Raw genomic sequence first — 23520 nt, 5'->3', positions numbered from 1 at the left:
GCGTCCGTAAGCGTGTTAGGAAAGTGCCTAACCAGATGCCTGATACACGTCAAGCGCCCCAGGAGGTCACCGTGTTGATCCGGACCAGGAGTCCGCGTGCCCTCCGGCCCGTCGTGGCCGCCGCGGCCGTCGTCGCCCTACTCGCCCTGGGCGCCTGCGACTCGGGGGACGACGCCGCGAAGAGCGAGACGAAGAGCGGGGCCACGGGGATCGTCGCTCCGGGCAAGCCCGGCGAGAAGTCCAGGACGCTCTCCCCGGAGGAGGCGGCGAAGGAACTCCCGGACAACACGCCCAACTCGGCGGACTTCGGGTACGCGACGATGATGATCACGCATCACAGCCAGGCGCTGGTGATGACCGACCTCGCCCCGGACCGCGCCGGATCGGGCCAGGTGAAGCGGCTGGCCGAGCGCATCAACGCGTCGCAGAAGCCGGAGATCGGCGCCATGGAGGGCTGGCTGAAGCTCAACGGCGGCGAGGAGAAGGCGAAGAAGGAGGGCGGCCACGACCACGGCGCGATGGACATGCCGGGCATGGCCACCGAGGCCCAGCTCGCGAAGCTGCGCGCCGCGAAGGGCAAGGCGTTCGACGAGCTCTTCATCAGCCTCATGATCACGCACCACCAGGGCGCGGTCACGATGGCGACCGACGCCCTCTCGGCGGGCAACAACGTCCAGCTCGAAGAGATGGCGAGCGATGTGATCGCGCAGCAGACGTCCGAGATCAACCGGATGCGCTCGCTGTAGCACGCGTCCGGCGGACGGCTCCGGGCGCGGGTACGGGCGCGCCGGCCGTCAGCGGCGGCGGTGACGCGGAGTCAGATAGCCGTCGTCGCGGGCACTCGCGATCAGACTGAGCGACTTGCGCCGCCCGTACCCCGTCGCGCACATCACCACGAGGACCGGGTCCTGGCCCAACTGCTGCGCCCTGCGGTACGTCGCGGCCACGCCACGCCGGTCCGCGCGGTCGGACGAAGCGGAGTCGTCGGCGCGGTGCCGGCCGACGGACGCGGGCTCCTCCTGAGGAAGCCGTACGCCGCTGTCCGGGGAGCCGCCCTCGTACTCGTACCCCTCGTCCTCCGCCACCACGGCGACGGCCGTCTCCCGTGTACGACGCGAGGGGGCGCCGGCCGCCGGACCCGCCGTCCCGTCACCGTCGGTGAGCCGCGCGGCCTCCACCTGGTGCTGTCCCGCCACCACCCCGCAGGCGTACGCGAGCGGCGCCTCGATCCAGGCACCCAGCTCGGTGAGATCGTCCAGCGGCAGGGGCGGGTCGGCCTGCGCCTCCTCGACCGCGATCACGCCGTCCCGCAGGACGGCCAGGACATCGACGCGGGCCCCGTCGGCGAATGTCAGCCGGATGTCGACCCACGGCGGGACCAGTTCGCCGGCCGGCAGTTCGCAGCGCCCGCCGGGCGGCGTGTCACAGCTGACGGTTCCATACCCCTGCACCTCCCACTGGGGCCAGACGGGCATCGCGGGCTCACCGGCGGAAGTCATCTCAAGTTCTGACACATTCACCACTTAATCAGGCAATTCTCCCTTATCGCCGTGGTACACACGCCCCGGCGCGCATCGCACTCGGTCAGCGCACTGCCGTACCGCCACCGGCAGCGCTTCTTCAAGAGGCGACGGCGCCGCTCCTCCCCGGCTCCACCATCCGGTGCCATGCTGGGAAGCCTCTCGCCGGAAGGAGTGCGCCGTGCTGCGCATCGCCGTCGTCGGATCGGGCCCCAGCGGGGTCTACACCGCCCAGGCCCTCGTCCAGCAGCCGCTGGTCCCCGGCATCCTCGTGGATGTCCTGGACCGGCTCCCCGCCCCGTACGGACTCGTGCGCTACGGCGTCGCGCCGGACCACGAGAAGATCAAGTCACTCCAGAACACGCTGCGTTCGGTGCTGGAGCACGACCGCGTCCGGTTCCTCGGCAATGTGGAGATCGGCGCGCACGGCCTCACACCCGAGCGGCTGCTGGGTCTCTACCACGCGGTCGTGTACTGCGTCGGGGCCGCCCGGGACCGCCGGCTCGGCATCCCCGGCGAGGAACTGGCGGGCAGCCACTCCGCCACCGACTTCGTCTCCTGGTACAGCGCGCACCCCGACGCCGCGCCCGCCGGCTTCGGGCTCGGCACGCGCTCGGTCGTGGTGATCGGCGTGGGCAACGTCGCCGTCGACGTGGCGCGCGTCCTGGCACGTGGCGCGGAGGACTTCCGGCCGACGGACGTGCCGCACCCGGCGCTCGGCGCACTGTCCGGGAGCGCGGTCCGGGACGTGCACATGGTGGGCAGACGAGGTCCGTCGCAGGCGAAGTTCACCACCAAGGAGCTGCGCGAACTGGGCGCGCTGCCCTCGGCCGAGGTACGGGTGGAGCCCGCCGATCTGGCGCTCGACCCGGCGTACGCCCCCGTTCCGGCCACGGACACGGCCGGGCAGGGGCGGGCTTCGGCACCGTCCGCCCACCCGCTCGCCGCCGTGAACCGGCGCAACGTCGAGGTCGTGCGCGGCTGGGCCGCGATGCCCGACCAGGGCCGGGCGCGCCGTATCCACCTGCGGTTCTTCCTGCGCCCGGTGGAGCTGCTCGGGACCGGCGGACGAGTGACGGCCGTACGGTTCGAGCGCACCGCGCCGGACGAGTCGGGCGCGGTGCGCGGCACGGGTGTCCACGAGGAGATCGAGGCGGGGCTCGTACTGCGGGCGGTCGGCTACCGGGGGGTGCCGATCGCGGGGCTGCCCTTCGACGAGACGTCGGGCACGGTGCCGCAGCTGGCCGGACGGGTGCTGCGGGACGCGGTGGCCTCCCCCGGCGAGTACGTGGCGGGCTGGATCAAACGCGGCCCGACGGGGGTGATCGGCACCAACCGCGCCTGCGCGAAGGAGACGGTCGTCTCGCTGCTCGCGGACGCCCCGAGGCTCGCCGGGCGCCGGATCGCGGCGGACCCGCTGGACGTGCTCCGGGCGGCCGGGCACCGTCCGGTCGAGTGGCCTGGCTGGCTGGCGATCGAGGACGCGGAGGCGGCGCTCGGCGCGTCACTGGGGCGACGGACGGTGAAGATCCCGGACTGGGAGGGCCTGCTGGCCGCCGCACGCGGGGCGGACGGGCCGCCTCCCGGGTAGCGGCTCCCGCACTGCGGCCGGCGACTTCAGGGCAGTCGCCAGTCCACCGGCTGGGCGCCTTGCCCGGTGAGGAGGTCGTTCGCCCGGCTGAACGGCCGCGAGCCGAAGAAGCCGCGGTCCGCCGACATCGGGGAGGGGTGTGCGGATTCGATCGCCGGGAGGTCCCCGAGCAGCGGCCGCAGATTGCGCGCGTCACGGCCCCACAGGATCGACACCAGCGGTTTGTTCCGCGCGACCAGTGCCCGGATCGCCTGCTCCGTCACCTCCTCCCAGCCCTTGCCCCGGTGCGCGGCGGGCTTGCGCGGGGCCGTCGTGAGCGCCCTGTTGAGCAGCAACACGCCCTGCCGCGCCCAAGGGGTCAGGTCACCGTTGGAGGGCCTCGGCGTACCGATGTCGCGATGCATCTCCAGGAAGATGTTCTCCAGGCTGCCCGGGAGATTACGCACCTCGGGGGCCACGGCGAAGCTGAGCCCGATGGCCATTCCCGGTGTGGGGTACGGATCCTGTCCGACGATCAGGACTCGGACGTCGTCGAAGGGCTGCTGAAAGGCGCGGAGCACGTTCGGGCCGGCGGGCAGGTACGTCCGGCCGGCGGCGATCTCTGCCCGGAGGAAGTCCCCCATGGCGCCGACGCGTTCAGCTACTGGTTCGAGAGCTCGCGCCCATCCGGGTTCGACAAGCTCGTGCAAGGGTCGTGGTGCCACGAACGATCACTCTACTGGGTTACCGGGAGGGGAAGTTCCTCGAACGGGGTCACCCCTACGAGGCGCTAGTCTTCCTCATCGTCGAGATCGTCAGGCCGTTCGAACAGCTCCCGTGACTGTTCGGCAGGAAGGAGGGGAGCTCGATGCGTCCAGTTACCGTCGCACACCGGGGCTTCCTGGGCTCGCGTCCGCTCGGCCGCGCCGACGAGCTCCCCGTCCGGACAGGCGCCCGGCCCCTCGACCGGCGGCTTCCGTGAGTGCTGTCCTCGGCGTGGACTCGGGCGGGTCCGGTCTGCGGATCGCCCTCGGGTCGGCGGACGGAGCCACGGTCCGGACGATCGGCACCGCGACGTCGACGGAGCCGGTCCGCACCGGCACTTCGGGCATCGACCCCGCTCATCTGCTGGAGCAGTTGCTGCCCGCCGTGGAGACGCTTCTCGCGCGGGCGGGCGCGCAGGCACCGGCGGCCGTGGCGATCGGCGCCGCCGGCATGGCGACGCTCGGCGACGGGCTCCGCGCGGAGCTGCCCGCCGCCCTGGAAAGCGCTTTGGGCGTACGGCGGCTGGCGCTCGCCGCCGACGCCGTCACCGCCTACGCGGGGGCCCTCGGCCAGCGGCCGGGCGCCGTCGTCGCCGCCGGTACGGGCATGATCGCGCTCGGCACCGATCTGGTCACCTGGCATCGCGCGGACGGCTGGGGACACCTCCTGGGCGACTGCGGCGGCGGTGCCTGGATCGGCCGGGCGGGACTGGAAGCGGCGATGCGCGCGTACGACGGGCGGCGCGGCGGTTCGGCCGCACTGCTGTCCCGGATGGAAGCCGTGTTCGGCCCCGCGCCGGAGATGCCGGGGCTCGTCTATCCGCGTACCGACCGGCCCGCCGTACTCGCCTCCTTCGCCCCCGAGGTGGCCCGCTGCGCACCCCACGACCCGGTGGCCGCGGCGATCCTCGGCGAGGCCGCGAAGCAGGTGGCGGACGCGGCCGTCGCGGTGTGCCCTCAGGTGGAGGGGTGTGAAGTCGCCCTGACGGGTGGGCTGTTCAAAATGGGTGACCCCCTGCTCGTACCGCTGCGCACCGAGTTGGCCGACCGGCTGCCGGGAGCCCGGACGGTCTCGGCCGAGGGCGATCCGCTGACGGGCTCACTCCGGATCGCGGCGGCGCTCGCGGCCGGATCGCTTCGACTGCCGCGCGACGGGCGACTGTTGACCGTCCCGACAGAGCAGGACGAATAAACAGTAAGCAACATATCGAAAAAATATGGACAGATGACACACGACCGGACCCTCCCCGAACAGCCGACCCCACAAAACCAGTAGCATTCGGCGCCATGAGCTCCCCCACTGGGCCGGCACCCGGCCTGCCTGTACGAATGCCCCGACCTCGACAGTCGGGTCGGCACCGTCGTCCCGAGCCGGTGGCGGCGCCCGAGGGCGCGCCCGCGCTGGTGCTGGCCATGCCGGGCGACCCGAGCCCCGAGGTGCGGAGCCTCGGCGAGGAGGTCGTCAGCATCGCCCGCTCCGAACTGCCGGGCCTCGATGCCCGGATCGGTTATCTGGACGGCGACGACGACGAGTACCCCGCACTGGGCACCGTCCTGGCCCACACCGCCGAGCAGCGTGTCGAGCGCTACGAGCTGGCGAAGGCCGCGGGCCGTGAGGTCGACGAGCCCGAGGGCATCTCGGCGGTTGTCGTGCCGCTGCTCGCGGGTCCCGACAACTCCCTGGTCAGGCGCATACGTCAGGCCGTTGTGGACAGCAAGGCCGTGGCGGAGATGACCGATGTCCTCGGTCCGCACCCGCTGCTCGCCGAGGCGCTGCACGTGCGTCTGTCGGAGGCCGGTCTGGCCCGCGCCGACCGGGCGAGGCTCTTCACGGTCGCCACGGCCGCCGACGGCATCATCCTCGCCACGGTGGGCGGCGACGAGGCCGTCCAGGCCGCCGGAATCACCGGCATGCTGCTGGCCGCGCGCCTCGCCGTGCCGGTGATGGCGGCGGCGCTCGACGACGAGGGCGCGGTCGCGGCCATCGCCGAGCAGCTGCGCGGCTCCGGTTCGACGCAGCTCGCGCTCGCGCCGTACCTGATCGGACCCGAGCTGCCCGCGGGCCTGCTCGACGTCGCGCTCAAGGAGGCCGACTGCGCCGCGTCCGAGCCTCTCGGCGCGTACCCGGCCGTCGGCAAGCTGGTGCTGTCGCAGTACACGAGCGCGCTGGGCATCTCGGCCCAGACACAGGGCACACCCGCGCACTGAGCGGTCCGGCCTCGGGCGCCGGACGGGCTGTCGGCCCGTCCGGCCCGACCCGTGACCGGCCGGGCCTGGCGCGTGAGCGGGCTCAGCCGAAGATCACGCAGGAGGCTGCGGGCGCCTCGAACGAGCCCGCACGGGACGGCACACCGCTCGCCGGATCGACGTCGAACCAGGTCACGTCCCCGGAGCGCTCGTTCGCCACGTAGAGCCTGCGTCCCGCCGGATCCAGGGCGAGGTCACGGGGCCAGCGTCCGCCGCAGTGCACGGTGGTGACCAGAACGGGCCTCTCGCGGCTCTCGTCGAGCCTCAGGACGGCGATGCTGTCGTGCCCGCGTACGGCGGCCCAGAGGTACCCGCCGTCGTGCGAGACGACGATCTCCGAGGCGTAGCTCCCCTCCTCGGCGCCCTCCGGCAGGACGGGTGCCTCGCCGACCGGCTCCAGCGCGCCCTTGTCGGCGTCCCAGCGGCAGACCGTGACTGTCGGCTCCAGTTCGTTGAGCACGTACGCGTGGGTGCCCGCCGGGTGGAAGGCGAGATGGCGCGGCCCGGTGCCGGGCCGCAGCACGGTCTCCCCGTGCGGTGTGATGTCGCCGCTGCCGGGGTCGACGGCGCTCGTCCGTACGGAGTCGGTGCCCAGGTCGACGGCGAGCAGCCAGCGTCCGCCGGGGTCGGGCAGCACCTGGTGGGCGTGCGGGCCCTCCTGCCGGTCGGGGTGGGGTCCGGTGCCCTCGTGCCGGAGGATCGCGGCGGCGGCGCCGAGGGTGCCGTCGGCTCGGACGGGCAGGACGGTGACGCTGCCGGAACCGTAGTTCGCGGTGACCACGTGCCCGGCGGCGAGGGCGAGATGGGTGGGGCCCGATCCGCGGACCGGCACCGGCTCGCCCATCAGGCGTGGTGCGGACGTGCCGCCGGACGCGCGGGGCGTGACCTCGAAAGCGGCTGCCGCCCCCTCCTCGCCCTCGGAGACGGCGTAGAGCACCGAGCCGTCGGGCGCGAGCGCCAGGTAGGAGGGGTCGGCCAGGGCGTCGGTGGCGCCGGATTCCGTGAGGGCGCCGGTGTCCGTGTCCACGGTGGCGGCGATGATGCCGCGACCTCCCGCCGAGGTGAACGACCCGATGAAGGCCCGCTGTCCGCTCCGTTCCGGCGCCGGCCCCGCCGTCCGTCCGCCGGTCCGCCCGTCGCTCGTGCCGTCCACTGGCTGTCCCCTGTCGCTCGATCGCCCGGTGCGTGCGCGCGCGGCGTCTGTGGCCCCGCCCGCGGCTCTGTCCTTCGGCCGACGGTAGCAGGCGGTCTAGACCAACTGGCCGTGTCGGGCACTGCGGCCTGAACTACCCACCCCGGCGGTGGGTTCACCCTTTTGAGCGAGCCGGAAGCACATCGCCGCTCAGACGGCGTGCGTGGGGAGCGCGACGCCGGTGAGACGTTCGGCCTCCGCCCACAGGCGCGCGTTGAGCGCGTCGTCGAGCGCCCTGCGGGTCGTGCGTGCGGTGCTGGTGGGGCCGACGAGGCCGAAGCGCCCGCCGGGGCCGTAGTAGCCGGCGGCCACCGCGTCGGGGCTGGTCGCCGCGTACAGCAGGGGTTCGGTGCCCTGCTCCACTCCCTGCGAGGGCAGGAAATCGATCTTGGTGAGCAGGCGTGTGACGGTCATCCTGCCGGTGCCGAGGCTCGCGCCCGCCGTCTGGAGGTTGGTGCGGGTGTAGCCGGGGTGCGCGGCGGTGCTCAGCAGGTTCCACCCGCGCTCGGCGGAGATACGGGCGAGCTGCCTGGCGAGGATGAGGTCGGCCAGCTTGGACTGCGCGTAGGAGCGGTTCGGGCTGTAGCGCCGGGTCCGCCACTGGAGGTCGGCGAAGTCGATCCCGCCGTAGTTGGCGGTGCCGCTGCTCATGGTCGCCACGCGCGGGGATTCGGCGGCGAGCAGGAGCGGAAGGAGCCGTACGGTCAGGGCGAACGGGCCGAGGAAGTTGCTGCCCATCTGGAGCTCGAAGCCGTCGACCGTCTCCAGCCGGGAGGGCGGGGACATCACTCCGGCGTTGTTGAGCAGCAGGTCGAGCGGGGTGCCGTCGGCGACGAGCCCGTCGGCGAACTCCTTGACGGACGCCAGGTCGGCGAGGTCGACGCGGCGTACGTCGAGGCGGGCGTGCGGGTGCCGCGCCAGGATCTCGTCGCGGGCCCGCTCGCCCTTGGGAGGCGTACGGACGGCCATGACGACGTGCGCCCCGGCGTCGGCGAGACGCCGGACGGCCTCCTTGCCGGTGCCGCTGTTGGCTCCGGTGACGACGGCGTACCTACCGGTCTGGTCGGGGACGGTGTACATGACGACTCCTTGGGTGACATGCGGAGACGGTGGACGGCGGCCATAGAAGACCGTCGGTCTCTTGCGCTTCCGAAGCTAGCAGACCGCCGGTCCGATAACAACAGACCGCAGGTCTGTAGACTCGTGTCATGGCACACACCTTCCAGCGCGCACGCAATGAGGAGCAGCGCGCCCAGCGCCGCCAGGCGATCCTCGACACGACGGCCTCGATGCTGACCGAGATGCCGGTGGCACAGGTGAGCCTCAACGAACTGAGCCGGCGGGTCGGGCTGGCGAAGTCGAACGTCCTGCGCTACTTCGAGTCCCGGGAGGCCGTACTCCTCGAACTGCTCGACGTGGCGAGCCGGGAGTGGCTGGAGCATCTGGAGGACGCGCTCGCCTCGGGCGTCGACTCCGGCGCCCCACTGTCCGAGCGCGGCGACCGGGTGGCCGCCGTGGTCGCGGACTCGCTGGCGGACCGCCCGGTGCTGTGCGACCTGACCAGTTCGCAGGCGGCGGTCCTGGAGCGCAATGTCTCGCCGGCCGTCGCGGCCGAGTACAAACGCGCGGCGATCGCGAACGTCGGCACGCTGGCCGGCTCGGTACGGGCCCGGGTGCCCGAACTCGGCGAGCACGACGCGCTGCGGTTCGCCGCCCTCTGCGTCATGACGACGGGCTCGATATGGACACACACCCAGCCGTCGGCGGCGATGCTCGCGGCCTACGCGGCGGACCCGTCGCTGGCGGTCATGCGGATCGAGTTCACGGCGACGCTGCGGGAGGTGCTGGAGGTCGTGCTCTCCGGGCTGCTGGCACGCGCCTCAGGGTGAGAGCGGGCGCGAGGCGCCGATCTCGTACTGCCTGATCTCCATGCTGAGAACGACCGGGGACGGCTGTGACTCCCGTGCCGTCCTGGCCAGATGAGCCGCCAGGTGCTCCCGTGACTCCCACCGCTCGTACACGTTCACGCGTCCCGGCTCGACGGGGTCGGCGGCCACCACGTAGTCGAGACAGCCGGGTTCGGACCGCGCCCGCGTCTGGGCCGCCTCGAAGCCCGCGAGGAACGCCTCACGGCTGTCCGGATCGACGTATCCCTTGCCTGCGACGATCAGCATGTCGGGCCTCCGTGGTATCCGGGGATCTCGCGCGAGCGGTGCCTGGACCGCTCGCATTCTCGCGCGCGCGGACCCGGCCGTGTACGGCGGGGGCCGCGCCGGCCGCCCCGGCGCGGCCCGCGGTGGGTCTTGGCATGCTGGGAGCCATGAGCACCACGCGTACCCACTCCGTTCCCCGCGTCATCTTCGATCTCGACGGCACCCTCGTGGACAGCGAGCCGAACTACTACGAGGCCGGGCGGCGGCTGCTCGCCCGGCACGGTGTGCCCGACTTCAGCTGGGAGCACCACACCCGGTACATCGGCATCAGCACCAGGGAGACGCTGGAGTCGCTGCGCGCGGAGTACGGGATCGGCGCGCCGGTCGACGAACTGCTGATCGCGAAGGACCGCTTCTACCTGGAGCTGGCGCGGGCCTCGACCGAGGTCTTCCCGGAGATGCGGAAGTTCGTGGAGCGGCTGCACGAACGAGGGGTGCCCATGGCCGTGGCGTCGGGCTCGTCCCGTGCAGCCATCGAGGCCGTGCTCGACAGCACGGGGCTGGCCCCCTACTTCACCCTCGTCGTCTCGGCCGACGAGGTCGCGCACGGCAAACCCGCGCCCGATGTGTTCCTGGAGGCCGCGCGGCGCCTGGGCGCGGACCCGGTCGACTGTGTGGTGCTGGAGGACGCGGCGCCGGGTGTGGCGGCGGCGCGCGCGGCGGGCATGCGGTGCGTGGCCGTGCCGTACGTGCCGGGCACGGCCGGCGATCCGGCGTTCCACGGGGCGGAGCTGCTCTTCGCGGGCGGGCAGAGCGAGTTCACCGCGCGGGCGGCCGACGCCTGGCTCGGCGGGACCGACCGGTAACCACGGCTTCCGGCCCGGGAGCCGGCTCCTCGCGGGCCGCGCGTTCCCGGCCGGCCGACGGCAGAGCGAACCGGCGGCCGGCCGCTCGACGATCTCCGCCGGGTCCGGTCCGCCGGCGCGGGTATCAGCCGGTTCCGTCGGCGGCGGCCTCCAGTCCGGCGATGTCGATCTTCTTCATCCCGAACATGGCCTTCATCGCCCGCTGACCGCGCTCCGGGTCCGGCCCGTTCAGCAGCTCGGTCATTCCGGTCGGCGCGACCTGCCAGGACAGTCCGTACTTGTCCTTCAGCCAGCCGCAGGGACCCTCCTCGCCGCCCTCGGTCAGCTTCGACCAGTAGTAGTCGATCTCCTCCTGGTCGGCGCACTCGATCAGGAACGAGATGGCCTCGTCGAAGGTGAACTGCGGGCCGCCGTTGATGCCGATGTAGGTCTGGCCGTCGAGCTCGTACTCCACGGTCAGCACCGTGCCGGCCTTGCCGGGTCCGGCCTCGCCGTAGTGGGTGATGGCCGTGATCCTGGAGTTCGGGAAGATCCCGACGTAGAACTCGGCGGCTTCCTCGGCCTGGGTGTCGAACCAGAGGTTGGGCGTGGTCTTCGGCATCACTGTCTCCCGGTGTCTGCGGCTTGCTGCGCCTCTCCCCCTTCCGACTGTCGCACCGGCCGGAACTCATCGCAGAGGGAGACGGAAGAGCGGGAGACAGGCGCCGGAGGCAGCACGCCGCACAGCGGACCGCGGCTCACGCGGTGGCGAGGGCGATCTCCGTCGACTTGATCAGCGCGGTGACACCGGTTCCGGGGGTGAGCCCGAGCTCCTCCACGGCCTCCTTGGTGACGACGGCCGTCAGCTCGGCGCCGTCCACGGCCACCTTGACGTTGGCGAGAGCGGCGCCGAGAACGATCTCGGTGAGCGTGCCGGCGAGGCGGTTGCGGATGCTCAGCCCCTCGACCGGTCCGGTCGCCAGGGACACCTCGGTCGCCTTGGCCAGTACATGTACCGCCGTGCCCACCTCGATGCCGAGTTCGTGCACGCCCTCCAGGGTGACGGCGGCGGTGACGTCCTGCCCGCCGGACAGACGCACCCCGACCGTCGCCATGACCTCGTCGGGGGTGACGGCGGTGACGGTGCCGGCGAACTGATTGCGGATGGTCAGCTGCATGCGTGGTTCGACCTCTCGCTGGTGGGGGGCGTGGACTGGAGCAATCGGGCGGACTGAGGTGAAGCCATTCAAAAGGATGAGCAAAGGCGAGCGACCCATTGACTCAAGTATCTTGCGATTTGGTCGGTTTTCTTATGAGTAAGGCTCAGCTAACTTAGGCTCGCCTCACACCCGGGGCCACGACGAACACCGTCCTCAGCCGCTGGAGCTCGTATGCACCCCGCCCGACTCGCCCTCACCGCCCTCGCGACGGTCGCGGCCCTCACCGCCGTCACCGCGTGCGCCGAGAAGAGCGAGGCCGGAGGTGACGGGGCGATACAGGTCACGGCCACCGACACCTCCTGCGAGGTGTCCAGGAAGGAGTTCCCCGCCGGTCACCTCCAGCTGGCCGTCGAGAACAAGGGCTCCAAGGTGACCGAGGTGTACGTGCTGTTCCCCGACGACCGGATCGTCACCGAGCGCGAGAACATCGGGGCGGGCACCAAGGCGAACATCACCGCCGAGATCAAGGCCGGCGACTACGAGATCGCCTGCAAGCCGGGTATGAAGGGCAAGGGCATCCGGCAGCAGGTCAAGGCCACCGGCGGCGGAAAGACCGCGAAGCGCGACCCCGAGCTGGACACCGCGGTCGCCGCCTACCGCCAGTACACGCTGGAGCAGGCCGAGGAGACGCTGCCGAAGGCGAAGGTGTTCGCCGAGGCCGTGAAGGCCGGTGACATCGAGGCCGCGAAGAAGGCGTACGCGGACTCCCGTATCGGCTGGGAGCGCACGGAGCCGGTGGCGGAGTCCTTCGGCGACATCGACCCGAAGGTCGATCTGCGCGAGGACGGTCTCGAAGAGGGCCAGGACCTGGAGAAGGACTGGACCGGCTGGCACCGCCTGGAGAAGGCCCTGTGGCAGGACAAGAAGATCACCCCCCGCGACAAGGAACTCGCCGATCTGCTGATCACGGACCTGACCGTCTGGCGGAAGAAGGTCGGTACGGCGGAGATCACACCGACGTCGATGGCGAACGGCGCCAAGGAACTGCTCGACGAGGTCGCCGCCGGCAAGGTCACCGGCGAGGAGGAGCGGTACAGCCACACCGACCTGGTCGACTTCAAGGCCAACGTCGAAGGCGCCGAGAAGTCGTACGTGCTGCTGAAGCCGGTGGCGTCGAAGAACGACGCGGCGCTGACCGCCGAACTGGACACCCGGTTCGCCGCGTTGAACACGCTGCTCGACACGTACCGTCAGGACAGGACGAGTTACGTGTTCACGTCGTACGACAAGGTCGGCGAGCCGGAGCGCAAGGAGCTGTCCGACGCGGTGAACGCGCTGGCCGAGCCGCTGTCGAAGCTCGCCGCCGCGGTCGTGAAGTAGCGCCGCCGCCATGACCGGAGAGACCGATTCCAAAGGGCCGGCCGACGGCTCGGAGGCCCGCGCGACGACGGCGGCCGAGGGCGCGACGACAGCCGGGGGCACGACGGCGGCCGGCGGCCGTGCGCCGTCCCGCCGTTCGGTGATCGGCTGGGGCGGTGCGGGGCTCGCGCTCGGCGCCGCCGTGGCCGGCGGAGCGGCCGTCGCGCTGCGCGGCACGGACGGGACGGAGCCCGCCGGGTCCGCCGTCCCCTTCCACGGCGCGCACCAGGCCGGCATCGCCACGGCCGTCCCCGACCGGCTGCATTTCGCGGCCTTCGACGTGACGACCGGGGACCGGGCCGGGCTGGTCCGGCTCCTCAAGGAGTGGACCGCCGCCGCCGCGCTGATGACCGCGGGGCGGCCGGTCGGTGAGGGCGCGTTCGGCGGACTGCCGGAAGCGCCACCGGACGACACGGGTGAGGCGGTCGGCCTCAAACCGTCCCGGCTGACGCTCACCATCGGCTTCGGGCCGTCGCTGTTCACGGCGGACAGCGGCGACGGCACAGGCAGCGAGGACCGGTTCGGCCTGGCGGGCCGCAGGCCCGAGGCCCTGGTGGACCTGCCGAAGTTCCCCGGTGACAACCTCGACCCGGCGCGCAGCGGCGGCGATCTGTGTGTGCAGGCCTGCGCCGACGATCCGCAGGTCGCGGTGCACGCGATCCGCAATCTCGCCCGCATCGGCTTCGGCCGGACCGCGATCCGCTGGTCGCAGCTCGGCTTCGGCAAGACCTCGTCGACCACGCCCGAGGCGCAGACTCCGCGCAATCTCTTCGGCTTCAAGGACGGCACCCGCAATGTCGCGGGCACCGACGACGCGGCTCTCGACCGGCATGTGTGGGTGTCCCCCAAGGCCGGTCCCGACTGGATGGCCGGCGGCTCCTATCTCGTGGCCCGCCGGATCGCCATGCGGATCGAGTCCTGGGACCGTACCTCCCTCCAGGAGCAGGAGGACGTCTTCGGACGGGACAAGGGCGAGGGCGCGGCGGTCGGCAAGGCCGGGGAGCACGACGAACCGTTCCTCAAGTCGATGCTGCCGACGTCGCACGTACGTCTCGCGCACCCCGACTCCAACGGCGGGGCCCGGATGCTGCGCCGCGGTTACTCCTACACGGACGGCACCGACGGGCTCGGCCGCCTCGACGCGGGCCTGTTCTTCCTCGCGTACCAGCACGACGTGCGTGAGGCGTTCATCCCCGTGCAGCGGAGCCTGTCGCGCGCGGACGCGCTCAACGAGTACATCCAGCACGTGGGTTCGGCGGTCTTCGCCGTGCCGCCGGGCGTCCGGGACAGGGACGACTGGTGGGGACGGGAGCTGTTCTCGTGACGCGCACAGTGACATCGGCGGAAGGACGGCCGGCATGCTCGGCAACTATCTGATCGGCCTGCGCGAGGGGCTGGAGGCCAGCCTGGTCGTCTGCATCCTCGTGGCGTACCTGGTCAAGACCGACCGCCGTGACGCGCTGCGGCCCGTGTGGGCCGGCATCGGTATCGCGTGCACCGTCTCGCTGGCCTTCGGCGCCGCGCTCGAATTCGGCTCCCAGGAGCTGACGTTCGAGGCGCAGGAGCTGCTCGGCGGCTCGCTGTCGATCGTCTCCGTGGGCCTGGTGACCTGGATGATCTTCTGGATGCGGCGTACCGCGCGGCATCTGAGGAGCGATCTGCACGGCAGGCTCGACGCGGCGCTGCGCATGGGTACGGGCGCGCTGGTCGCGACAGCGCTGCTGGCGGTGGGCCGGGAGGGGCTGGAGACCGCACTGTTCGTGTGGGCGTCGGTGCGGGCCGGCGGCGAGGGCAGGGCGGGGCCGCTCGTCGGCGTACTGCTGGGGATCGCCACCGCGATCGTGCTCGGCTGGCTGTTCTACCGGGGCGCGCTGCGGATCAACCTGGCGAAGTTCTTCACCTGGACCGGTTCGATGCTGGTGGTCGTGGCGGCGGGCGTCCTCGCGTACGGGGTGCACGACCTCCAGGAGGCGCGCTTCGTCGGCGGCCTGCGGACCAAGGCGTTCGACATCACCGGCACCGTCCCGCCGGACAGCTGGTACGGCACCCTGCTGAAGGGTGTATTCAACTTCCAGCCCGATCCGACCGTCGTCCAGGTGACGGTGTGGGCGCTGTATCTGGTCCCGACGATGATCTTCTTCCTGGCGCCCCGCCGGGGAGAGGCGGGACAGGGGAAGGCGGGGCGGCCCGCTCCCGCGACGCCCCCGACGGCCTCGAACGCGTAGCGGGGCGGAGTGCGGGAGGGCCCGCCCGGTGGTGGGCGGGGAGCCCGCCCACCACCGCTGTCAGGATTCGAGCCAGCCGTGCGTGCGCGCCAGCTCGATCACCGACGTACGCACGCGCTTGATCTGGTCGCCGGTCAGCGTCCCGTCGGCCTGGAGCAGCGCCTCGGTGAGCTCGTTGCGGAGCTCCACCGGGGACAGCACGTCCGAGTACTCGCCGTGCGGGTCCACCTGCCCCTGGCCCCCGCCGGACCCGCCCCGCTGCGACTGCGGCGCGGGTGCGTGCACCAGTCTGATCTGTGACGCCTTGGGACCCTTGTCCCCCACCTCCAGGAAGTACTCGACCTCGCTGCCCGCCTTGTACTGGTACTTCTCGTCCAGCAGATCATTGGCGTGCATGAACACGTCCTCGTCCCCCTCACTGGGGACGATGAACCCGTATCCGCGAACCTCGTCGAACCTCAGCACTCGCCCTACATGCAGCACAGCCCCTACCTCCACGGCCTTACCTCTACCTCGGTTGCCCCTGCGGGGATCCACACCGACCCCCGAGCAACCTCTCACATCCTCCCGCCTGGGAGAATCCGTCGCCAGTAGATCAACACGAGTCGGGGGCACGATGGGCACGGTGGTGCGGGTACCGCAGACCCGGGACATGATCGGGGAGGAGCTCTCGGGCGACGAGGCGTGGGCGGCGCTGCGCACGTACGGCGGGCGCAAGCTGCTGACCGACGCGTTCCTGCGGTTCCGTTACGCGGACGGGTTCAGCTTCGCCAGGGCGCTGGCCTTCCAGTTCGTCCTGGCACTGGTGCCGTTCAGCATCGCGCTGGTCGGCGTCGCGACGTCCCTGCATACGGAGAGTGTGGGCCGGGTCGTCGAGTTGACGCTGACCCGAATAGCACCCGGTCCCAGCGCGGAGCTGATCCGGACCTCGCTGGGCCGCACCGAGGAGGGGGCGGGTTCCGGTCCCGGGGGTGAGCTGGCCGTCTGGCTCGGTCTCGCGTTCGCGACGCTCAATCTCGCGTCGGCCATGGCGCAGATCGAGCGCGGCGCGAACCGAATCTACGGGGTGGAGCGGGACCGCCCGTTCCTCGCCAAGTACGCGCGGGCACTCGTACTCGTGGTCGCGGCCGGGCTCCCGCTGATCGGCGGGTTTCTCGTCCTGGTCGGCGGCAAGGCCGTCGGCAGCGCGCTCGCGGAGACGTTCGGGTGGGGTGAATCGGCGCAGGATGCCTGGGGGCTGCTGCGGATTCCGGTGGGCGTCCTGCTGACGTGGCTGGCCTCGGCCGTCCTGTTCCGCCGGGCTCCGCGCCGTGATCAGCCGGGTTATACGTGGCTGGCGTTCGGCTCCGCCGTGCATCTGCTGCTGTGGGTCGGCGCCACGTGGCTGCTCACGCTCTACGTCGGGTTCAGCGGGTCGTTCGGCTCGGTGTACGGGCCGCTGACGGCGTTCGTCGCGCTGCTGCTCTGGTCGAATCTGGCGGGCATCTCGCTCTTCCTCGGTCTGTCGCTGGCCGCGCAGCTGGAGTCGGCGCGGGCCGGACAGCACGACCCCGTGCACCCCGACCCCGGCCACGGCGGCGACCCGGATCACGTCTGAGGTCTCACCCGGCGCCCAGCCGTGCGCGCGGCGCCAGGCGCGCTCAGTGCGATTCGCGCGACACCTCGTGGCCGCTCGACCCGACGAGGAAGTCGAGGTCGACACCGGTGTCGGCCTGCATGACATGGTCGACATAGAGACGTTCCCAGCCGCGCGCGGGTGCGGCGAAGGCGCCGGTCATCTCCTGGGCCGGGCGCCGCAGTTCGAGTTCGTCCGCGGGCACGTCGACGTCCAGTCGGCGCCCGGCGACGTCCAGCTCGATCCAGTCGCCCGTACGCACGAGTCCCAGCGGGCCGCCCGCCGCGGCCTCGGGCGCGACATGCAGGACGACGGTGCCGTACGCGGTGCCGCTCATGCGGCCGTCGCAGATCCGCACCATGTCGCGGACACCCCGCTCCAGCAGTTTGGTGGGCAGCGGCAGGTTCGCGACCTCGGGCATGCCCGGGTAGCCCTTGGGGCCGCAGCCACGGAGTACGAGCACCGATGTCGCGTCGACGTCGAGACCGGGGTCGTCGATACGGGCGTGCATGTCCTCGATGCTGTCGAAGACGACGGCCCGGCCCCGGTGGTTCAGCAGCTCGGGCGAGGCGGCGGCGGGCTTGATGACGGCGCCGGACGGGGCCAGGTTCCCGCGGAGCACGGCGATCCCGGCGTCCGCCCGCAACGGCTCCTCACGCCGGTGGATGACGGAGTCGTCCCAGATCCGGGCCCCGTCCAGGTGGTCGACCAGGGGCCTGCCGGTGACGGTGAGCGCCCGCGGATCGAGCAGGTCGCGGACCTCGTTGAGGACGGCGAGCAGTCCGCCGGCCCGGTGGAAGTCCTCCATGAGGTGCCGTCCGGCGGGCTGGAGGTCGACCAGCAGCGGCACTCCGCCCCCGGTGCGGTCGAAGTCGTCGAGCGTGAGGTCGATGCCGAGGCGCCCGGCGATGGCGAGGAGATGGACGACGGCGTTGGTCGAGCCGCCGACGGCGGCCAGGGCGACGATCGCGTTGAGGAAGGACCCCTTGGTCAGGGTGGTGCTGGGCCGGCGGCCGTCGGCGACCATCTCCACGACGAGCCGTCCCGTGCCGTGGGCGCTCTCCAGCAGCCGGCTGTCCGGGGCGGGGATGCCCGCGACGCCGGGGACGGTGGTGCCCAGTGCCTCCGCGACGCACGCCATGGTCGACGCGGTCCCCATCGTGTTGCAGTGCCCGCGGCTGCGGATCATCGAGGACTCGGACCGCAGGAAGTCCTCCTCGGAGAGCGTCCCCGCCCGCACCTCTTCGCTGAGCTTCCACACGTCGGTACCGCAGCCGAGCGGTTTGCCGCGGAACGTGCCCGTCAGCATGGGGCCGCCGGGAACCACGACGGCGGGCAGATCGACGGACGCCGCCGCCATCAGGAGGGACGGGATGGTCTTGTCGCAGCCGCCGAGGAGCACCACTCCGTCGATGGGGTTGGCCCGCAGCATCTCCTCGGTGGCCATCGCCGCCATGTTCCGCCACAGCATGGCCGTCGGCCTGACCAGCGTCTCGCCGAGGGAGACGACCGGGAGGTTCATCGGGACGCCGCCGGCCTCCCAGATGCCCTGCTTGACGCTCTCGGCGACTTCACCGAGGTGGGCGTTGCACGGTGTCAGGTCGGACGCGGTGTTGGCGATCGCGATGTGCGGGCGGCCGTCGAAGGCGTGGGCGGGCAGACCCCGCCGCATCCAGGCCCGGTGGATGTAGGCGTTGCGGTCCGTTCCCGCGTACCACTGAGAACTGCGCTGCTCCGGGCTGATCGGAAAGACACCCCCTGGGCCGTGGCTTACTTACGGGCGACTCGGCTGGCACCCTAACTTCCCCGGGCCGTACCGGGAAAGAGCGCGCCGGTGGGCGCGCCCGCCCGTCCGGCCACCCCGTCAGGAGGTCGTCGTTGCGTGCTTTCGTCATCACCGGGCCGGGCCGGTGCGCGGTTCAGGACGTCGAACCGCCCGTCGCCGGGCCGGGTGAGGTCGTCGTGGACGTCGAGCGGGTCGGTGTCTGCGGCACCGACATCGAGTTCTACACCGGCGAGATGAGTTATCTGCACGACGGCCACGCCTCGTATCCGATGCGTATCGGCCACGAGTGGTGCGGCACCGTGTCCGCCGTGGGCGAGGGCGTCGACAGCGGCTGGCTGGGGCGGCGCACCACCGGGGACACCATGCTCGGCTGCGGTCGCTGCCGGCGGTGCCTGGGCGGGCTGCACCATGTCTGCGAGGACCGTTACGAGTTGGGCATCCGGCACGGCCGGCCGGGGGCGCTCGCCGAGCGGGTCGCCGTGCCCGTCTCCTCGCTGCACGCCCTGCCGGACAGTGTGGACGCGACGGCCGGGGCCCTGGTCGAGCCGGGTGGCAACGCGCTGCGCGCCGTCGAGGCCGCCGCGCTGTCCCCCGGCGACCGGCTGCTGGTGCTCGGTCCCGGCGCGATCGGGCTGCTCGCGGCGCGGTTCGCGCTGGCGCGGGGCGCGGAAGTCCACGTACAGGGGCTGACGGAGGAGTCCCTGGACTTCGCCCGCTCGGTGGGGGCGCACGGCGCGTGGACCGCCGACGGGCTCCCCGATCTGCCCTTCGACGCGGTGATCGACGCGTCGAATGCGGCGCATCTTCCGGCGCGGGCACTGGAGTTGGTCGAGCCCGGGAAGCGGGTCGTGTACATCGGGCTGGCGAGTGCGGCCAGCCGGATCGACACTCGCGCGCTGGCGCTGAAGGACGTCACCGCCGTGGGTGTGCTGAGCGCGTCACCCGCCCTCGCCCGGACGATCGGGCACTACGCGTCGGGCGCGGTCGATCCCAGGCCGCTGGTCGCGCGCACCGTGGCGCTGGAGTCGCTGGCGCCGGTGCTGGCGGGGGTACGGCCCGAGGGGGCCGGTCGGGGGCCCAAGATCCATGTGGATCCCCGGCTCTGAGCGGAGCGTACGAGCCGGGCGGCGGCGGATCAGTGTGGTCCGCCGCCGTCCCGCTCGTGCTCGTATCCGCGCGCGTCGCGCGCTCGCGCCCGTACTGCCGTACTGCCGTACTGCCGTACTGCCGTACCGAGTGGACGCGCTCGTCCTTGTGTCTGCGCAGGATCTCAGACGTTGACGCCGAAGTCGGCCGCGATACCGGCCAGTCCGGAGGCGTAACCCTGGCCGACCGCGCGGAACTTCCACTCCGCGCCGTGCCGGTACAGCTCGCCGAAGACCATCGCGGTCTCCGTCGAGGCGTCCTCGGTGAGGTCGTAGCGCGCGAGTTCGGCGCCGCCGGCCTGGTTCACCACACGAATGAACGCGTTACGTACCTGACCGAAGCTCTGCCCGCGCGATCCGGCCTCGTGGATGGAGACCGGGAACACGATCTTGTCGACGTCGGCGGGGACACCGGCCAGGTTGACCTTCAGCGACTCGTCGTCGCCCTCGCCCTCGCCGGTGAGGTTGTCACCGGTGTGCTCGACAGAACCGTCAGGGCTGGTCAGGTTGTTGTAGAAGATGAAGTGCTGGTCGGAGAGCACCCGGCCGGCGCTGTTCACGAGCAGCGCGCTCGCGTCGAGGTCGAAGTCGGCACCGGTCGTGCTGCGCGCGTCCCAGCCGAGGCCGACGAGCACCGCGGTCAGCCCGGGAGCCTGCTTGCTCAGCGAAACGTTGCCACCCTTGCCCAGGGAAACGCCCACGATCTCCTCCTGCTGTTCGTGACTGAAAAGTGGATCAAAATCTATAACACCGGAGAACCAGCGGTCCGGGTATCTACCAGGCTCGTACGGTCGGGCGGGATCCGAAGTGCGGGACGGCATGCGGACGGTGTGCGGGGTGGGACGAGAGGGGCCGGGGTGGCGTCGCGGAGCGGTCTTCGTGGATTTCCGGCCATCGCTGGGACTGGAGTGGCTGAAGCGGGGCAGGCGGTGACGTAGACGGAGAAGTGGACGCAAGATGGGCCCGCACGGGCCGCCACGGGGAATGGATCTCACGCATGGACCAGCGAGTGGAAGAGACCGAGGACCGCTGCACAGGCACGGGCCGGGTACTCAGACGCGGCGCGGTGTTCGGCGGGGAATCGGCGATGATCGGGGAGGCACGCCGCTTCGCCGCCGAGTTCCTCGGGAACGCGCGGACCGAGCAGGGACGCGGGGTGCCGTCCCGTGTGATCGGTACGGCGCAGTTGGTCGTCAGCGAACTGGTGACCAACGCGTGCAAGTACGCACCCGGCCCCTGCCTGCTTGACCTGGTGTTCGACGGGGAGGTCGTGGAGATCACCGTGTGGGACACGGACTCCACGCTGCCGGTACCGCGCGCCGCCGAACCCGGCCGGATCGGGCAGCACGGCATGGAGATCGTCATCGCGTTGTGCGAGGGGTACGACGTCCGCCGGGAGCCCGTGGGCAAGCGCATCAAGGTCCGCCTCGCGGCCGGGGAGAACGACGACCGCGCGTAGATCCTGTCCGCCGGGCTTCGGAGTCCGAGCCCCGGGGAACGCCCCATGGCGGGCGCTAGGGCCTGTCTTCAAAGTAGCGCCGTCCGCCCGTAGGGCGGGGCCCGCGGCGGCTGGTGCGGTGCATCGCAAGGCGGAGGATCGGACTTGTACCGGGCGTACTCGGCCGAGTCCGACAACGCGGCGAGGTGCCGTGCCAGGCGTCGCGGGCCAGGCGGGACTTTGAAGACAGGCCCTAGCGGTCGTCCGTGTCCGGCGCGGTTCGCGGGCGGGGCAGGTCGGTCATGTCGATGTCGGCGTCACAGACGGCGGCCTCCAGAGCACCGTCCGTACCACGCAGCAGCACCGACCCCCTGCCCTCGGCGTCACGCGCGAACGCGACGGTGCAGATCACCTGCCGGATCGCCAGGTCGTCGAGACCGCTGAGCGCGACGGGCAGGGTGACGACTGTCCGCGCGCCCTCGCTCCCATCCACCTGCAAGCCGTTGTCCAGCAGCTCCGGCAGACCGTCGGTGAGTCCGGCCGCGCGCTCGTCGGGCAGCGGTCCGGCGAAGAGCGCGGACAGGGATTTGATGCCCGTGCCCGGGTCGATCACGGTCGGCTCCGGCGCACTCGGGTCCACGACCTCCTCGTACGGGACAGGACGGGCCACCGGCATCAGCGCTCCCTCCGAGCGGAAGAAGATCAGCGCCCGCTCGCCGCCGGCGCCGGGGAAGACCTGGATGGTGGCGGGATCACCCGCGTCGATCGCGTCGGTCGACTGGATGTCGCAGCCAGTGACCAGCAGCGCGCCGAGGAGAGCGGCGCCGGGCAGCAGGGCACCTGGCAGTACGGCGCCTCGCAGTACGGCGCCTCGCAGTACGGCGCCTCGCAGTACGGCGCCTCGCAGTACGGCGCCCGGAAGGCGTATCACGCGGGCTCCTCCCCCGCGTTCAGCGGTAGCTCGACGGTGAAGACCGCTCCGGCGGAAGTGGCCTCGGCGCCGGAGCGGTTGGCGGCGCGGATGGTGCCGCCGTGCAGCCGTACGTTCTCCCGTGTGATCGCGAGCCCCAGACCGCTGCCCGTCGACCGGGTCCGGGCCGCCTCCGCTTTGAAGAAGCGGTCGAAGATGTGCGGCAGTACCTCCGGCCGGATACCGGGACCCCGGTCCTCGACGTCCATCACCAGCAGCGCCGGACCGGCTTCGCGGGTCTCCGTGCGCAGCCGTACGGTGACGGGCGCGGCGCCGTGGCGCAGCGCGTTGCCGACGAGGTTGGCGACGACGATGTCGAAGCGGCGCGGATCGAGCCGGGCCCTCACGCCCTCCGGCAGTTCGGTGCGTACCCGGTCGGTCCAGTGCCGGCTCTGGAGGGTCTTGCGTATCGTTTCCGCCGCGTCGACCTCGTCGGTGTTCAACTCGGCGGCGCGCGCGTCGAATCGGGAGATCTCCAGCAGGTCGTCGACGAGCACGGCGAGCTTTCCGGTCTCGGCGCTGATCAGCCGGACCGCCTGCGCGGTGTCGGGGTCGAGCCGGCCGGCGTCCTCGTCGAGCACCTCGGTCACGGCGAGCATCCCGGCGAGCGGGGTGCGCAGTTCGTGCGAGACGTCGGCGGCGAAGCGCCGGGCGCGTGCCTCGGCTCGCCGGAGTTCCGCCACGGAGCGCTCGATCTCACCGGCGGACTCGTTGAACGTGCGGGCCAGATCGGCGAGTTCGTCACTGCCCCGGACCGGGATACGGGTGTCGAACCGCCCGCTGCCCATGCTGCGGGCAGCCCGCCGCAACTCGCGTACGGGACGCAGGACGCTGCGCGCGGCAAGCAGCGCGGGCAGCAGCGCGATCGCGAGCCCCGGCACCGCGCCGTCCCTGGCGGCGGTGATCAGCGCCTCGACCTGGATCTGCTCCTGGTCCATGCGCATCACGGCGTACAGGACGAGCCCGCTGGACAGGGCGCCGCCGGGACCGACCTTGAAGACGGTGGGCATGCCGATCGTCAGATACGGCACGCCGTCCTTGACGACCCGCTGGAAGCTGCCGTGCGGATGGCCCGCGGCCTTGCGGCGCAGTTCGGGGGTGATCACGGTGGAGGTGGGGCTGAGTCCGGACGAGGCGCGCAGCGTGCCGTACTCGGCGAAGACGACCCAGGTGCGGGGCTTGCCCTTGCGGGCGATGCCGCGCAGCAGCTCCTCCAGCGATTCGTCTTCCAGCAGGGGCAGTTGGACGCCGATCTGCCGGACCTCGTCGCGGAAGGACGAGACGGCGGTGTCCTGTGCCGTCCTGAGGACGCTGCTGCGCGCCTCCCGGAAGGTGAGTGTGGCGGTGGTGGCGGCGCTGACGGCCGCAACGAGCAGGAACGCCAGGACGAGCCGGGTCCGCAGCTTGAACGGGGCCATGGACCGCCGCCCGGCGCGCTCCCGCACGCGGCGGCGAGGGCCACGGAGACGGC

Annotated in this window: 24 protein-coding genes; 12 read left to right on the top strand and 12 right to left on the bottom strand. The window is 71.8% G+C overall.

The window, feature by feature from the left end; all coding sequences use genetic code 11:
- Positions 1-71 precede the first annotated feature (71 nt).
- On the top strand, positions 72-746 hold the full coding sequence (locus tag GXP76_RS07855) for a DUF305 domain-containing protein (protein WP_242570701.1): 675 nt from the start codon (positions 72-74) through the stop codon (positions 744-746).
- Between the two features lie 48 nt (positions 747-794).
- On the opposite strand, the gene GXP76_RS07850 is transcribed toward GXP76_RS07855, so the two are convergent.
- Positions 795-1499 (bottom strand): DUF6214 family protein, encoded by a 705-nt coding sequence (locus GXP76_RS07850; RefSeq protein ID WP_242570700.1) that lies wholly within the window; start codon positions 1497-1499, stop codon positions 795-797.
- Between the two features lie 202 nt (positions 1500-1701).
- On the opposite strand from GXP76_RS07850, the gene GXP76_RS07845 reads away from it, so the two are divergent.
- Complete coding sequence (locus tag GXP76_RS07845; protein ID WP_242570699.1) at positions 1702-3111, top strand: FAD-dependent oxidoreductase; 1410 nt, start codon at positions 1702-1704, stop codon at positions 3109-3111.
- A 26-nt stretch (positions 3112-3137) separates the two neighbouring features.
- Here GXP76_RS07845 and GXP76_RS07840 read toward each other — a convergent pair whose 3' ends face one another.
- Positions 3138-3815: a uracil-DNA glycosylase gene (locus tag GXP76_RS07840; RefSeq protein ID WP_242570698.1), complete on the bottom strand. Its 678-nt coding sequence runs from the start codon at positions 3813-3815 to the stop codon at positions 3138-3140.
- A 253-nt stretch (positions 3816-4068) separates the two neighbouring features.
- Here GXP76_RS07840 and GXP76_RS07835 point away from each other — a divergent pair, with 253 nt between their 5' ends.
- Positions 4069-5046, top strand: coding sequence for a BadF/BadG/BcrA/BcrD ATPase family protein (locus tag GXP76_RS07835; RefSeq protein ID WP_242570697.1), 978 nt, complete (start codon positions 4069-4071; stop codon positions 5044-5046).
- A gap of 95 nt (positions 5047-5141) precedes the next feature.
- The gene (locus GXP76_RS07830) at positions 5142-6062 is read left to right on the top strand and encodes a sirohydrochlorin chelatase (RefSeq protein ID WP_242570696.1); all 921 of its coding nucleotides are present in this window, start codon (positions 5142-5144) and stop codon (positions 6060-6062) included.
- Positions 6063-6144: 82 nt separating this feature from the next.
- On the opposite strand, the gene GXP76_RS07825 is transcribed toward GXP76_RS07830, so the two are convergent.
- Together GXP76_RS07825 and GXP76_RS07820 are read right to left on the bottom strand one after the other, a co-directional pair.
- Positions 6145-7176 (bottom strand): lactonase family protein, encoded by a 1032-nt coding sequence (locus tag GXP76_RS07825; RefSeq protein WP_242570715.1) that lies wholly within the window; start codon positions 7174-7176, stop codon positions 6145-6147.
- A gap of 267 nt (positions 7177-7443) precedes the next feature.
- Positions 7444-8373 (bottom strand): SDR family oxidoreductase, encoded by a 930-nt coding sequence (locus GXP76_RS07820; RefSeq protein WP_242570695.1) that lies wholly within the window; start codon positions 8371-8373, stop codon positions 7444-7446.
- A gap of 128 nt (positions 8374-8501) precedes the next feature.
- Between GXP76_RS07820 and GXP76_RS07815 the strand changes: the two genes are divergently transcribed.
- Positions 8502-9182 (top strand): TetR/AcrR family transcriptional regulator, encoded by a 681-nt coding sequence (locus tag GXP76_RS07815; RefSeq protein ID WP_242570694.1) that lies wholly within the window; start codon positions 8502-8504, stop codon positions 9180-9182.
- Here GXP76_RS07815 and GXP76_RS07810 read toward each other — a convergent pair.
- The gene (locus tag GXP76_RS07810) at positions 9174-9467 is read right to left on the bottom strand and encodes a putative quinol monooxygenase (protein ID WP_242570693.1); all 294 of its coding nucleotides are present in this window, start codon (positions 9465-9467) and stop codon (positions 9174-9176) included. The two genes, GXP76_RS07815 and GXP76_RS07810, sit on opposite strands and share 9 nt — an antisense overlap.
- A gap of 146 nt (positions 9468-9613) precedes the next feature.
- Here GXP76_RS07810 and GXP76_RS07805 point away from each other — a divergent pair, with 146 nt between their 5' ends.
- Positions 9614-10312, top strand: a complete 699-nt coding sequence (locus GXP76_RS07805) for an HAD family phosphatase (RefSeq protein ID WP_242570692.1) — start codon at positions 9614-9616, stop codon at positions 10310-10312.
- A gap of 124 nt (positions 10313-10436) precedes the next feature.
- Here GXP76_RS07805 and GXP76_RS07800 read toward each other — a convergent pair whose 3' ends face one another.
- Both GXP76_RS07800 and GXP76_RS07795 read right to left on the bottom strand, forming a co-directional pair.
- Complete coding sequence (locus GXP76_RS07800) at positions 10437-10913, bottom strand: VOC family protein (RefSeq protein ID WP_242570691.1); 477 nt, start codon at positions 10911-10913, stop codon at positions 10437-10439.
- A gap of 136 nt (positions 10914-11049) precedes the next feature.
- Entirely contained in the window at positions 11050-11469 is a 420-nt protein-coding gene (locus GXP76_RS07795; protein ID WP_242570690.1) for a molybdopterin-binding protein, read from the bottom strand.
- Between the two features lie 213 nt (positions 11470-11682).
- Here GXP76_RS07795 and efeO point away from each other — a divergent pair, with 213 nt between their 5' ends.
- From efeO to efeU, 3 genes are read left to right on the top strand one after another with little or no spacing between them, the layout of a single operon-like run.
- On the top strand, positions 11683-12831 hold the full coding sequence (gene efeO, locus GXP76_RS07790) for an iron uptake system protein EfeO (protein ID WP_242570689.1): 1149 nt from the start codon (positions 11683-11685) through the stop codon (positions 12829-12831).
- A 10-nt stretch (positions 12832-12841) separates the two neighbouring features.
- The gene (gene efeB, locus GXP76_RS07785; RefSeq protein ID WP_242570688.1) at positions 12842-14194 is read left to right on the top strand and encodes an iron uptake transporter deferrochelatase/peroxidase subunit; all 1353 of its coding nucleotides are present in this window, start codon (positions 12842-12844) and stop codon (positions 14192-14194) included.
- 34 nt (positions 14195-14228) lie between these two features.
- Positions 14229-15095, top strand: coding sequence for an iron uptake transporter permease EfeU (gene efeU / locus GXP76_RS07780; protein WP_242570687.1), 867 nt, complete (start codon positions 14229-14231; stop codon positions 15093-15095).
- A 60-nt stretch (positions 15096-15155) separates the two neighbouring features.
- Here efeU and GXP76_RS07775 read toward each other — a convergent pair whose 3' ends face one another.
- On the bottom strand, positions 15156-15578 hold the full coding sequence (locus GXP76_RS07775) for a cold shock domain-containing protein (protein WP_242570686.1): 423 nt from the start codon (positions 15576-15578) through the stop codon (positions 15156-15158).
- A 133-nt stretch (positions 15579-15711) separates the two neighbouring features.
- Between GXP76_RS07775 and GXP76_RS07770 the strand changes: the two genes are divergently transcribed.
- On the top strand, positions 15712-16692 hold the full coding sequence (locus GXP76_RS07770; protein ID WP_242570685.1) for a YihY/virulence factor BrkB family protein: 981 nt from the start codon (positions 15712-15714) through the stop codon (positions 16690-16692).
- Positions 16693-16735: 43 nt separating this feature from the next.
- Here the strand turns inward: GXP76_RS07770 and GXP76_RS07765 are convergent, their stop codons facing one another.
- Entirely contained in the window at positions 16736-18454 is a 1719-nt protein-coding gene (locus GXP76_RS07765; protein ID WP_242570714.1) for an IlvD/Edd family dehydratase, read from the bottom strand.
- Positions 18455-18588: 134 nt separating this feature from the next.
- On the opposite strand from GXP76_RS07765, the gene GXP76_RS07760 reads away from it, so the two are divergent.
- Positions 18589-19602 carry a zinc-binding dehydrogenase gene (locus GXP76_RS07760; protein ID WP_242570684.1) on the top strand — a complete coding sequence of 338 codons (1014 nt, stop codon included), beginning with the start codon at positions 18589-18591 and terminating at the stop codon, positions 19600-19602.
- A gap of 164 nt (positions 19603-19766) precedes the next feature.
- Here GXP76_RS07760 and GXP76_RS07755 read toward each other — a convergent pair whose 3' ends face one another.
- Positions 19767-20342 (bottom strand): TerD family protein, encoded by a 576-nt coding sequence (locus tag GXP76_RS07755; RefSeq protein WP_242570683.1) that lies wholly within the window; start codon positions 20340-20342, stop codon positions 19767-19769.
- 296 nt (positions 20343-20638) lie between these two features.
- Here GXP76_RS07755 and GXP76_RS07750 point away from each other — a divergent pair, with 296 nt between their 5' ends.
- Positions 20639-21100 carry an ATP-binding protein gene (locus tag GXP76_RS07750; RefSeq protein WP_242570682.1) on the top strand — a complete coding sequence of 154 codons (462 nt, stop codon included), beginning with the start codon at positions 20639-20641 and terminating at the stop codon, positions 21098-21100.
- Positions 21101-21332: 232 nt separating this feature from the next.
- On the opposite strand, the gene GXP76_RS07745 is transcribed toward GXP76_RS07750, so the two are convergent.
- Together GXP76_RS07745 and GXP76_RS07740 are read right to left on the bottom strand one after the other, a co-directional pair.
- The gene (locus GXP76_RS07745) at positions 21333-22010 is read right to left on the bottom strand and encodes a pentapeptide repeat-containing protein (protein WP_242570681.1); all 678 of its coding nucleotides are present in this window, start codon (positions 22008-22010) and stop codon (positions 21333-21335) included.
- The gene (locus GXP76_RS07740; RefSeq protein WP_242570680.1) at positions 22007-23467 is read right to left on the bottom strand and encodes a HAMP domain-containing sensor histidine kinase; all 1461 of its coding nucleotides are present in this window, start codon (positions 23465-23467) and stop codon (positions 22007-22009) included. Before GXP76_RS07740 ends, GXP76_RS07745 begins: the two co-directional genes overlap by 4 nt.
- Positions 23468-23520 lie beyond the last annotated feature (53 nt).

The organism is Streptomyces sp. NP-1717 (genome assembly GCF_022695985.1).
Classification (GTDB): domain Bacteria; phylum Actinomycetota; class Actinomycetes; order Streptomycetales; family Streptomycetaceae; genus Streptomyces.
The sequence above is the reverse complement of the archived record's forward strand: the minus strand, read 5'-3'. Positions and strand labels throughout refer to the sequence as shown.